Consider the following 11,889-nt stretch of genomic DNA (forward strand, 5'->3'; position numbering starts at 1 on the left):
GTCATTTCGTCATCACGCCTTGCCGCCTGCGCGCTTCTGTCGCTGCTGACCGTTCCTATGGCAGCGCGCGCGGAGATGGCGCCGCCCTATCGTGAATTGCTGCGCCGTTCGGTCGATCGGGCGCCGGTTCTGCTCGAACAGGACGCCAATCTGCGCGCGGCGCGCTCTGATGCCCGACAGGCCCGTGCATGGGCCAATCCCGCCATCGGGGTGGAATTCGAGAACATCGGCGGCAATTCGGTCAACAACAGCCCCAGCACGCCGCAAACCACACTGGCCGTCACGCAGCCGCTGGAGCTGGCCCAGCGAGGCCCGCGCATCGCCGCCAGCGACGCCGAATTACGTGCCGCGCAGGCGCGCGGGGCGCAGGCTGAGGTCGATTATGCCGCCCAGCTTGCCATGGCCTATGCGCAGGCCGAGGCGATGCAGCAGCGCCTGCAACTGGCGCAGGACGATGTGGCGCGTGCGCAGGAGGACCTGAAGGCCACCGATGCTCTGGTCGCGGCGGGCAAGGAGGCGAGGCTGCGCGCCGCCCAGGCGCAGGCCAGCCTTTCCAGCGCCATCGCCACCCGCGCCGCCGCCGATGCCGGTTTGAGCGGCGCGCTGGCCGACCTGTCCGTGCTGGCCGGAGTGGAGCAGGTCTTTAGCGGCGTTCCGGCCTCTTTACTGAGCGATATGCGCGCGCCGATGGGACCGGGCGAGGGCATCTCCCCGGCGCTGGCCACAGCGCAGGCCGAGCGCGATGCCGTGGCCGCGCAGGTCCGGGTCGAGCGCAGCAAGGTGATCCCTGACATTGGCCTGACCGGCGGCCTGCGCCGTTTTGGTGGCAGCCGCGAGACGGGCTTTGTGCTGGGCGTGACCACCACGATCCCGATCTTCAACCAGAACCGGGGCGGCATCGCCGCCGCGCAGGCCCGCACCGAGGCCGCAGAGCAACGCCTCGCCGCCGCCAGACTGGCCAGCGACGCCTTGCGGGGCAAGGCGCTGGCGCAGGTCGCTGCGTCTTCGGCCCGGCTCAAGGCCGCCGCCGAGAGCGAGGAGGCCGCCGCCGAAGCCTACCGTTTGGCCCGGATCGGCTATGAATCCGGCAAGACCGCGCTGCTTGACCTGCTCACCCTGCGCCGCTCCTTGGGCGATGCCCGCGCGCTGACGATTGATGCCCGCCTTGCCCGGATCGGCGCGCTGGCCACGCTGGCCCGCGTCGATGGCCGTCTTGCTTTCGGAGATTTGTGATGGATGCCCCCCGCCAGCAAAACTGGCCGATGATCGGCGGGATTGCCGCCGCCGCCGCTCTGGCCAGTTTCGGCATCGCCCGCTGGACTGCGCCCACCGCGCCTGCGCCGGTGGAGGCCAAACCTGCGGCCAAAGCCGGGCCGGTCGAGCTGACCCTGCCCGACGCCTATCTGCAAACGGCCAATATCGTCATCGGCAAGGTTGAGGCCAGCGGCGCTGGGGGTGAGATCCTTGCACCCGCCCATGTCGCGGCCAGCCCGCAGGGCGAGGCTATCGTGGTGGCGCGCGCCTCGGGCGCGCTTGCGCGGATCACTAAGCGGCTTGGCGACAGCGTGCGGGCCGGGGAAACATTGGCGCTGGTCGAGAGTCTGGACGCTGCCGGTTTTTCCGCCGATCGCAGCGTGGCCGCCTCCAAAGCCGAGCAGGCGCGCCGGGTCTATGAACGCGAATTTAGCTTGTTTAAACAGGGTGTTACTCCGCGTCAGGATATGGAGGCCGCCCAATCGGCGCTGGCCGTGGCGCAGGCCGAGGCACGCCGCGCCGCGGCCGTGGCCCGCGCCGCCCATGTCAGCGGGCCGGGCGGAACCGTGGCCATTGTCAGCCCCATCGCGGGCCGGATCACCGCGCAGGACGCGACGCTGGGCGCCTATGTCGAGCCGCAGGCCGAATTGTTCCGCGTGGCCGCCGATGGCGCGATGCAGGTCGAGGCCGCCGTGGGTCCGCTCGACGCGCGCCGCATCGCGCCGGGCGATCCGGTCAGCATCGCGTTGGCCACAGGCGCCACGGTGGCGGGCAAGGTCCGCTCGATCACCCCGACCCTCAATGGCGCCAGTCAGGCCGCAACCGTGGTGATCGTGCCCGATACGCTCTCTTCGCTGCTGATCGGGCAAGGGCTTCAGGTCCGTATTCGCGCCGGCGTGGCGGGCGGCAAGGTCGGCCTTTCCGTACCGGAGGAGGCGGTGCAGGTGCTTGACGGCCGCGATGTGGTGTTTCTGCGCACCAAGGGCGGCTTTCGCGCCCAGCCGGTGCTGGTGGGTGCGCGCAGTGGGGGCATGGCGCAGATCCTGTCGGGCATCGAGGCAGGCGCTGCCATCGCTACGCGCAACGCCTTCTTGCTCAAGGCCGAAGCCACCAAGGGCGCCGGGGAAGAGGAATGATGGCACGCATCCTTGCCGCCTCGGTTCATGGGCGATGGCTGGTGTTGTTCATTACAACGGTGGTGGCCGCGATCGGCGCGTGGCAGCTCAACCTGCTGCCCATCGACGTCACGCCTGATATCACCAACAAGCAGGTGCAGATCAACACGATCATCGAGACGCTCTCGCCGGTCGAGGTGGAAAAGCGCGTCACCTTTCCCATCGAGACCGCGCTGTCCGGCCTTGATGGCGTGGAAAGTACGCGCTCCTTTTCGCGCAACGGGTTCAGTCAGGTCACGGTGATCTTCAAGGAAAGCGCCGACCTCTATTTCATGCGCCAGCAGGTCCGCGAAAGGCTGGATCAGGCCCGCGCCAGCCTGCCCACAGGGGCGCAGCCGCAGATGGGGCCGGTCTCGACCGGTCTTGGCGAAATCTTTCACTATAGCGTTGAATTTATTCACCCTGATGGCAAGGGTGCCCCTCGCCGTGACGGCAAGCCGGGGTGGCAAAGCGATGGTGCTTTCCTGACCGATCAGGGCGAGCGTCTGACCGACCGGGTCTCGCAACTGGCCTATCTGCGCACGGTGCAGGACTGGATCGTGCGGCCGCAATTGCGCACCGTGGCGGGTGTGGCTGATGTCGACTCGCTGGGCGGCTATGTGAAGGAATATCTGGTCGAACCCGACCCGGCCAAGACGGCGGCTTTCGGCATTTCCTATGATGATCTGGCCGATGCCTTGGAAAAGGCCAATGTCTCGGTGGGCGCCAATTATATCCAGCGTTCGGGCGAAGCCTATCTGGTGCGTGCCGATGCGCGGGTCCATTCGATCGACGAGATCGCCCGCGCGGTGGTGGCCACGCGTGGCGGCGTGCCGATCACGGTTGGGCAAGTGGCCCGCGTCGAAATCGGGGGCGAATTGCGGCGCGGCGCGGCCAGTCGCGATGGCCATGAAACGGTGATTGGATCGGCGCTGATGCTGGTGGGCGCGAACAGCCGGACCGTGGCGGGCGCGGTGGGCACCAAATTGCAGGAGATCGCGCGGACGCTGCCGCCCGGTATCGCCATCGTGCCGACCCTCGACCGTTCGCAACTGGTGCTGGCGACAATCACCACGGTGGCGAAAAATCTGGCCGAGGGGGCGGGGCTGGTGATCGTCATCCTCTTCGTCCTGCTGGGCAACTGGCGCGCGGCGCTGATCGCCACGCTGGTCATTCCGCTTTCGCTGCTGGTCAGCGCGATTGGCATGAACGGGCTGCATATTTCGGGCAATCTGATGAGCCTTGGCGCGCTGGACTTCGGCCTCATCATCGATGGCGCGGTGATCATCGTCGAAAACAGCCTGCGCCGTCTGGCCGAGAGGCAGGCGCATGAAGGGCGTTTGCTCACCCTTGGCGAAAGGCTGGACGAGGTCATCGCCTCGTCGAAGGAAATGGTCCGCCCCACCGTCTATGGCCAGATCGTGATCTTCCTCGTCTTCCTGCCCTGCCTGACGTTTCAGGGGGTGGAGGGCAAGATGTTCTCGCCCATGGTCATCACGCTGATGCTGGCGCTGGCCTCGGCTTTTGTGCTTTCGCTGACCTTTGTGCCTGCGCTGATTGCGGTGATGTTCACCGGCTCGGTCGAGGACAAGGAAGTGCGCATAATTGTCGCGGCCAAGCATCGCTATGAACCTTGGCTGCGCCGGGCGGTGGCGCGGCCGGGGCCGTTTATCGGCGCGGGGCTGGGGATTTTGCTGCTGGGCGTGGTGACCTTCCTTTTCGTCGGGCGCGAGTTCATGCCGACGCTCGATGAGCAGAACCTCAACCTCTCCTCGGTGCGCATCCCCTCGACTACGATTGAGAAATCGGTCGAGATGGACCTGCCCATCGAGCGCGCTTTGCTGACCTTGCCGGAAGTGAAAACCGTCTATTCCAAGGCGGGCACGGCCAGCCTTGCCGCCGATCCGATGCCGCCCAATGCCTCGGACAATTATGTGATTCTGAAACCGAAATCCGAGTGGCCCGAAGGCGTCACCACCAAGGATCAGGTGATCGAACGCATCCGCAAGAAGATGGAGGCGATGGTCGGAAACGCCTATGACGCAACCCAGCCCATCGAGATGCGTTTCAACGAACTCATCGGCGGCGTGCGCAGCGATGTTGCGGTCAAGCTCTATGGCGACGACCTCGACGTAATGGCCCGCAACGCGAAAGACATCGCGGCGGTGCTGAAGAAAGTGCCCGGCGCGGTGGATGTGCGCGTGGCGCAGACCGGCGGCTTTCCGACCTTTGACATTGCCTTCGACCGGGCAGCGATTGCCCGTTATGGCCTGACCATGGAGGGCGTGGCGAACACGGTTTCGGCGGCGCTGGGTGGGCGCAGCGCGGGGCAGATTTTCGAGGGCGACCGGCGTTTCGATATTGTCGTGCGGCTGCCCGCCGATCAGCGCGACAATCTCGATCTGCTGGGCGCGCTGCCGGTCCCGCTGTCGGCTGGTGGCGCTTCGGTGCCTCTGCGCGAACTGGCGCAATTCCGCTTTACCGAAGGGCTGAACGAAGTCAGCCGCGACAACGGCAAGCGCCGCATCTATGTCGAGGCCAATGTTTCGGGTCGCGATCTGGGCAGTTTCGTCGATGAGGCCCAGCAGCGGATCGGTGAAAAAGTCCGCCTCGCGCCGGGCGAATATATCGAATGGGGCGGCCAGTTCCAAAATCTTCAGGCGGCCACCCAGCGCCTGATGATCATCGTGCCTTTGTGCTTCATCCTGATCGCCGCCGCTCTTTACATGGCCATCGGCAGCCTGTCTTTGACCGCCACGGTTTTGACGGCGGTGCCCATGGCGCTGGCAGGTGGAGTCTTTGCGATTGCCTTGCGTGGGATACCGTTTTCGATCTCGGCTTCGGTGGGCTTTATCGCGGTGTCGGGTGTGGCGGTTCTCAATGGGCTGGTGCTGATTTCCGCGATCCGCAAGCGGATGGCCGAGGGGCTGGACAGCGATGCCGCCGTGATCGCGGGCGCGATGGAGCGAGTTCGCCCGGTGCTGATGACGGCGCTGGTGGCCAGCCTGGGTTTCGTGCCGATGGCGATTGCGACCGGCACCGGGGCCGAGGTGCAAAAGCCGCTGGCCACGGTGGTGGTGGGCGGATTGCTGACCGCGACGGTGCTGACGCTTTTTGTGCTGCCGGCGCTGTGCGGATGGCTTTTGCGGCGCGAGAAAGATGCGCCGGAAAGGGGCTGAAACAGCATGACATCGACCTGCCGGCAACCGCACTTTCGTCCGCCTTTCGCGGGCCGGGTTCGGGGCAGTTTGGCATCGGTTATATATGCCGCGCCGCATGGCAAATTTGTGACCGCATTCCGTGGCGCGCGCAAATTCGGCAGCCGACCCGTAAAACTGCCCATAAGCTGTCCATTCCAACGGGCGAAAAGGGCCTGAAACTGCCGCAAAACGGGGAGTTCGTGACAATGATTACCTCTCGCAAAATGTCGGGTCGCAAGCTCCTGTTCGGGGTGGGGCTGATGGTGGGATTGACCGCGCTGGCCCCGGTGGCCGATGCCCATGGCATCTGGTTTGCGCAACGGGCGCGGCAATTGGCGCTGGTCTATGGCGTGGGTGCCGATGATCTGGATGCGGTCAAGCGTCTGCCGTTGATCAATGCCGTCAAAGGCTTTGATGCGCAGGGGTTGCCGGTCAAGGTTTCCTTGCGCACGGCGGGCATTGTGCCGGTGGTGGACAGCGACGAACCCGTCGCTATCGTGGCCGCCGCCATGGACTATGGCCTGTGGACCAAGACGCCCGATGGCGAATGGCACAATAAGGGCCGCGATGAAGTGCCCAATGCCACGCTGGCCGAACATAACTGGAAATATGCCGTCCATCTGACCCAGATGCCGACGAAGCCTGTGCCTTTGATCGAGGGGCACACATTGCAACTGGTGCCCGCGACCACGGCGATCCCGCAGAAGATGGGCGAGCCCTTCACCGTGCGCGCCATGTATAAGGGCAAGCCGATAGCGGGCGCGACGATCATGTCCGATTACGTCAACGATCCCGATGAGGCAGGCGTGAAAACCGGCCCCGACGGCACGGCCACGATCAAGCTGCGCAATCAGGGCATCAATGTGATCATGGCGATCTATGTCGGCCCGGCCGATGATGCGAAGAAGGCCGACCACAGCGAATATCGCTCCTCGCTTTCCTTCGTTCTGCCCCACGCGCCGGAATAATCCCTTTTTAGTCAGGAGTTTTCATCATGACGAAGAAATTCTTTGCCGCAACTCTCGCCTTTATTGCGATCCCCGGCATCGCCGTCGCCCATGGCAGTATGAAGCCCCAGCATGGCGGCATGGTGCAAATGTCGGGCGAAACCGTGATCGAACTGGTGTCCACCCCCAAGGGCATCGACGTCTATCTGACCGATGAGGATGAGCCGGTTGCCGCCGCCGGTTACACCGCCAAGCTGACCCAGACCGCGGGCGGGGCCAAGACCGAGGCCGTGCTGACCCTGGCAGGCGCCAACAAGCTGAGCGCGGCAGGTTTCAAGCCTGTGAAAGGCGCCAAGTTGGTCGTCGCGCTGATCGACAAATCGGGCGCGAAGATCTTTGCGACCTTTCAGGCAAACTAAAGGCAGGTCAGCATGAAAAGCGTGATCCATCCTTCACCGATGAGACGGGTCACGCCGATACTCACCGGATTGGTTCTGGCCGTCCTTGCCTCGCCACTGATGGCCCATGGTGTGAACGAGAATGACAAGGCGTTTATCGAGGGGGCCTCGGGCGTCAACATCATTCCCTATATGTATCTGGGCGCCAAACATATGGTGACCGGCTATGACCATCTGTTGTTTCTGGCCGGGGTGATCTTCTTTCTCTATCGGCTGAAGGATGTGGCGGCCTATGTCACGCTGTTTGCCGTGGGGCACAGCACGACGCTGCTGTTGGGCGTGATGCTGGATATTCGCGCCAATCCTTTCCTGATCGATGCGATCATCGGATTGTCGGTGGTGTACAAGGCCATCGACAATCTGGATGGCTTTCGCACATGGTTCGGCTTTGCGCCCAATCCCAAGGCGGCGGTGCTGATTTTCGGCTTCTTCCACGGTTTTGGTCTGGCCACCAAACTTCAGGAGCTGACGCTGGCGCGCGATGGCATGTTCGCCAATCTGGTCAGTTTTAACATCGGGGTGGAAATGGGCCAGTTCATGGCGCTGACCGTCATCCTGTTGCTGATGAACCTCTGGCGGCTGAGCGACAGTTTCCGGCGCAGCGCCATTCTTGCCAATGCCGCGCTGATGACGGCTGGTTTTGTCCTGATCGGTTACCAGTTGACCGGCTATTTCTCAAAAGGGGTCTGATGATGACGACGATGATCGAACCTGCCGCCATCCGCCCTTCGCCTTCGGGCCTTGCCAAGGCCACGCTGGGCGCGGGCGTTGCGGCGGCGGCCATTCTCACGCTGTTCGTGCTGCCCGCTGAATATAATATCGATCCGACCGGAGCGGGGGCGGCGTTGGGGTTGAAGGGCATGGTGGCCCGCGCGCCGGAAAAGCCTGCCGCTGCGCCTGCCGGTGATGCGGTATCGACCACACCCAGCCGCCAGACCATCGAGCGCGCCACCCCTTGGCGACAGGATGAAATGACCATTACTCTGCCCCCGCACAGCGGACAGGAGATCAAGGCCCATATGGCCAAGGGCGACAGTTTCGTCTTTCGCTGGACTGCCACCGGCGGCCCAGTGAAAGCCGAGATGCATGGCGAGATCGAACATGCCGCCGAAGGGCAATTTACCGATTACTGGAAGGATATGGCCAGCACCGGCGGCCAAGGTGATTTCACCGCCCCGTTTGAAGGCCGCCATGGTTGGTACTTCCGCAACAAGGGTGAGGTTCCGGTGAAGATCACAGTGAAAACCGAGGGCTTCTACAAGGACCTGTTTCAGCCCCACGAATAGGTATGAGGTTTACCATGCCTGCTGCACCACGCCGCGACAGGGCCCAAAGCCGATGGCGCGATAGCCCTCGCGCATGGCGCGGGCATGGAGGGTGAGTTCGTCGCCATCCTCAAGGAAGCTGCGCTGCTCGCCGGTGGGGAGATTGACAGGGTGTTGGCCGCCTTGCGAGATTTCCATCAGGCTGCCCTTGCTGCCGGGGGCGGGGCCGGAGAGCGTGCCGGTGCCGAGCAGGTCGCCGGTATGCAGATCGCAGCCGTTCGAGGCGTGATGGGTGACGATCTGGCCTGCGGTCCAATACATCGCTTCCTGCGCCGTGCCCCGGCTCAATTCCAGCGGCCCCATGCCGCTTTCGCGCATCGCCGCGCTGGCCAGCGTGACCGAGAGGGTAATGGATAGGGCGCCTCGTGCCTGATCCTGTGCATCCCAAAGATGGGGCAGGGGCGCGGGATCGCCCTCGGGCCGTGCTGGTTGCGCCACGCGGAAGGGGGCCAGCGCCTCGGCGGTGATGACCCATGGCGAGATGGTGGTGAGGAAACTCTTGGACAGGAAAGGGCCGAGGGGCTGATATTCCCACGCCTGAATATCGCGCGCGGACCAGTCGTTGAGCAGGCTGACCCCGGCGATCCGGTCCCACGCATCGCCAATCGGAATGGTTTGGCCAAGGGCATGGTCCCCGGCGATCCAGATGCCCAATTCGAGTTCGTAATCGAGGCGGCGGCAAGGAGCATAGGTTGGCTGATCGGCCTGAGGCGATTTGATCTGGCCCTTGGGGCGGGGCACCGGCGCGCCTGACACGCGGATCGAGCTGGCCCTGCCGTGATAGCCGATGGGCACATGCTTGTAATTGGGCAGCAGCGGATTGTCGGGACGAAACAGCTTGCCGATGTTGGTGGCATGATGAATGCCGACATAGAAATCGCTGTAATCGCCAATGGCAAAGGGCAGATGCAATTCAACGCTTTGCGCAGGATAGAGCCATGGGCTGACCGCGCCTTGTTGCGCCGGATCGGTCAGCAGCGCGAAGAGCGCATGGCGCAAGGTCCGCCGCGTGACCGCATCAAGGCGAAACAGGGCGTTAAGCGTTTGCTCGGCCAATGCCGGGCGCAGGACATGGGGCAGCAGACCAGCCTCCGCCAGTCCCGCCAGATCGGCGACATAATCGCCAATCGCTGATCCAATCCGCCGCATTTCGCCCTCGCGCGAAAAGATCCCCAGCGGCAGGTTTTGGACCGGAAAGTCGCCATGGCCGTCGGCGCCCTCGACCCAGCTTGAGGCGGCGGCATCATGGGTGTGGTCGATCACGCGCGATCTCCGTCGCCGGCGGGTTCCTGATGCAGCCATTCCGCATGGCGCGGCGCTCGCTTGGTCCGACTCCATTCCTCCAGCATCACCGGGGCCAGTTCGCGCAACTGCGCATATTGCTCGTCCGTACCGATGTTGCAGGCCAGTTCCAGTCGATGGCCATTGGGGTCGAAGAAATAGATCGAGCGGAAAATGCCGTGATAGGTCGGCCCCAGCACGTCGATCCCCTGCGCCTCGATATGCGCCTTGGCGGCCAGCAGGGCGGCTTCATCGGCCACCTCAAAGGCCAGATGCTGAACCCAGGCGGGCGTGTTGGGGTCGCGGCCCATCGCGGGCTGCTCCGGCAATTCGAAGAAGGCCAGCACATTGCCCCCGCCCGCATCGAGAAACACATGCATATAGGGATCGAAGGCCCCGGTGGAGGGCACATGATCCTCGGCAAAGGCGGTGGTATAGGTCATGCCCAGCACGCGGCCATACCATTCCACCGTCTCTTTCGCATCTTGGCAGCGGTAGGCGACATGGTGGATACGCTGTAATGCGGGAGCCTGTGTCATCATGCCTTCTCCGTCACGTTCAGCGCGCCTCGGCGCAACTGGTCGCGCTCGATGCTTTGGAACAGTGCGGTGAAATTGCCTTCGCCAAAGCCCTCGTCGCGCTTGCGTTGGATGAATTCGAAAAAGACCGGGCCGATCACCGTTTGGGAAAAGATCTGGAGCAGCAGGCGTGGGTTGCCCTTTTCGGTGGAGCCGTCGAGCAGGATGCCGCGCTTTTGCAATTCATCCACCGGTTCGCCATGGCCGGGCAGGCGTTCGGCCAGCATTTCGTAGTAGGTGGCGGGCGGGGCGGTCATGAAGGGCGTGCCGCTGGCCTTGAGCGCGTCCCAGCCCGCGATCAGATCGTCGCAGCGGAAGGCGACATGCTGGATGCCCTCGCCATTATAGGCGCGCAGGAATTCGTCGATCTGGCCGCCGCCCGCTTTACCCTCCTCGTTCAGGGGAATGCGGATCTTGCCATCGGGCGCGGTCATCGCGCGGCTGGTCAGGCCCGTATATTCGCCCTTGATGTCGAAATAGCGGATCTCGCGAAAGCCAAAGACGCGCTCATAGAAATGCGCCCAATGGGCCATGCGCCCGCCATAAACATTATGCGTCAGGTGATCGATCGTGAGGAAACCGGCGCCGACCGGGTAGCGATCAACACCGGGCAGATAGAAAAAATCAATGTCATAGATCGACAATTCATCGCCATAACGGTCGATCAGATAGATGATCGAGCCGCCTATGCCCCGGATCGCGGGCAGGTGCAGTTCCATCGGCCCGGTCTTCAACTCCACCGGCTCGGCCCCGCGGGCGATGGCCGTGGCATAGGCATGGGCGGCATTGCGCACGCGCCAGCCCATGCCGCAGACCGATGGCCCATGCTCGGCGGCAAAATAGGCGGCGGGGCTGTGCGCCTCGTAATTGGCGATCAGGTTGATTCCACCCTGCCGCCACAATTGCACATCCTTGCTGCGATGGCTGGCGATATGAGTAAAGCCCATCGCTGCAAAGACCGGTTCAAGCAGGCCCTTTTCGGGCGCAGAAAACTCTATGAATTCAAAGCCGTCGAGGCCGAGAGGATTGTCGAACAGGTCGGCGGTGGGGGCGCTGTCGGCCATGGCTTTCTCTCCACATTCGGGTGGGCGGCCATGCGGCGGCCCTTGGCCATGGTTTTACGCCAAAACCGATGCGCAGTCCGCGCGAAGTTGGGTGCCATACGGCATTAATATGCGTTAATATTGCAAAATATATCATTCTGATACACACATGACGCATGGATCAACTTGACCGCAAAATCCTGACCCAGCTTCAGGCGGACTCATCGCTATCCCACGCGGACATCGGCGAAATCGTGCATCTGTCCGCCTCGCAGGTTTCGCGGCGGATCGCCCGGCTGCAGCAGGATGGCATCATCCGCAAACAAGTCGCCCTGCTCGACGAGGAAAATCTGGGCCTGCATGTCGAGGCCTTTGTTGCTGTGACCATGAGTTCCTATGCGCCCGAAACCATCACCGGCTTTCACCAGCGTATGCTGGCCATTGATGGCGTGCTCGATTGTTGCGCCACCACGGGCGATTCGGACTATCTGCTGCGCATTCTGGCGCGCGATCTACGCGGCCTGTCCGAAAGGATCAATCAGGACATCCTGGGCCATGGCGATGTCGCCAGCGTCCGATCCAGTGTGGTGCTCGACCGGGTCAAGCGTACAACCGAGTTGCCGCTGGGGGATTGAAAAGCGCTTTCCTG

11 protein-coding genes are annotated in these 11,889 nt (G+C 63.4%); 8 read left to right on the forward strand and 3 right to left on the reverse strand.

What is annotated here, in order from left to right:
- Positions 1-57 precede the first annotated feature (57 nt).
- The 7 genes from FHW96_RS06310 (at position 58) to FHW96_RS06340 (ending at position 8,299) form a co-directional block, all read left to right on the forward strand.
- Positions 58-1,233: a TolC family protein gene (locus FHW96_RS06310; protein ID WP_172339709.1), complete on the forward strand. Its 1,176-nt coding sequence runs from the start codon at positions 58-60 to the stop codon at positions 1,231-1,233.
- Positions 1,233-2,390, forward strand: coding sequence for an efflux RND transporter periplasmic adaptor subunit (locus tag FHW96_RS06315; RefSeq protein WP_172339710.1), 1,158 nt, complete (start codon positions 1,233-1,235; stop codon positions 2,388-2,390). Before FHW96_RS06310 ends, FHW96_RS06315 begins: the two co-directional genes overlap by 1 nt.
- Positions 2,387-5,587, forward strand: a complete 3,201-nt coding sequence (locus FHW96_RS06320; RefSeq protein ID WP_172339711.1) for a CusA/CzcA family heavy metal efflux RND transporter — start codon at positions 2,387-2,389, stop codon at positions 5,585-5,587. The genes FHW96_RS06315 and FHW96_RS06320 overlap by 4 nt, the downstream gene beginning before the upstream one ends.
- 227 nt (positions 5,588-5,814) lie before the next feature.
- Positions 5,815-6,576: a DUF4198 domain-containing protein gene (locus FHW96_RS06325; RefSeq protein ID WP_253950782.1), complete on the forward strand. Its 762-nt coding sequence runs from the start codon at positions 5,815-5,817 to the stop codon at positions 6,574-6,576.
- 26 nt (positions 6,577-6,602) lie between these two features.
- The gene (locus FHW96_RS06330; RefSeq protein ID WP_172339712.1) at positions 6,603-6,974 is read left to right on the forward strand and encodes a hypothetical protein; all 372 of its coding nucleotides are present in this window, start codon (positions 6,603-6,605) and stop codon (positions 6,972-6,974) included.
- A gap of 12 nt (positions 6,975-6,986) precedes the next feature.
- Positions 6,987-7,703 carry a HupE/UreJ family protein gene (locus tag FHW96_RS06335; RefSeq protein ID WP_172339713.1) on the forward strand — a complete coding sequence of 239 codons (717 nt, stop codon included), beginning with the start codon at positions 6,987-6,989 and terminating at the stop codon, positions 7,701-7,703.
- Positions 7,703-8,299 carry a hypothetical protein gene (locus tag FHW96_RS06340; protein ID WP_253950783.1) on the forward strand — a complete coding sequence of 199 codons (597 nt, stop codon included), beginning with the start codon at positions 7,703-7,705 and terminating at the stop codon, positions 8,297-8,299. The genes FHW96_RS06335 and FHW96_RS06340 overlap by 1 nt, the downstream gene beginning before the upstream one ends.
- A gap of 9 nt (positions 8,300-8,308) precedes the next feature.
- Here FHW96_RS06340 and fahA read toward each other — a convergent pair whose 3' ends face one another.
- Genes fahA through hppD form a run of 3 tightly spaced genes read right to left on the reverse strand, consistent with a single transcriptional unit; the run spans position 8,309 to position 11,261 of the window.
- A complete protein-coding gene (fahA, locus tag FHW96_RS06345; RefSeq protein ID WP_371815654.1) occupies positions 8,309-9,601 on the reverse strand; it encodes a fumarylacetoacetase in 1,293 nt (430 codons plus the stop codon).
- Positions 9,598-10,158, reverse strand: a complete 561-nt coding sequence (locus FHW96_RS06350) for a VOC family protein (protein ID WP_172339953.1) — start codon at positions 10,156-10,158, stop codon at positions 9,598-9,600. The genes fahA and FHW96_RS06350 overlap by 4 nt, the downstream gene beginning before the upstream one ends.
- Positions 10,158-11,261 (reverse strand): 4-hydroxyphenylpyruvate dioxygenase, encoded by a 1,104-nt coding sequence (gene hppD / locus FHW96_RS06355; protein WP_172339715.1) that lies wholly within the window; start codon positions 11,259-11,261, stop codon positions 10,158-10,160. Before hppD ends, FHW96_RS06350 begins: the two co-directional genes overlap by 1 nt.
- Positions 11,262-11,416: 155 nt before the next feature.
- On the opposite strand from hppD, the gene FHW96_RS06360 reads away from it, so the two are divergent.
- Positions 11,417-11,875, forward strand: coding sequence for an Lrp/AsnC family transcriptional regulator (locus FHW96_RS06360; RefSeq protein ID WP_172339716.1), 459 nt, complete (start codon positions 11,417-11,419; stop codon positions 11,873-11,875).
- Positions 11,876-11,889 lie beyond the last annotated feature (14 nt).

The organism is Novosphingobium sp. SG751A, from assembly GCF_013149295.1.
Taxonomy (GTDB): Bacteria; Pseudomonadota; Alphaproteobacteria; order Sphingomonadales; family Sphingomonadaceae; genus Novosphingobium.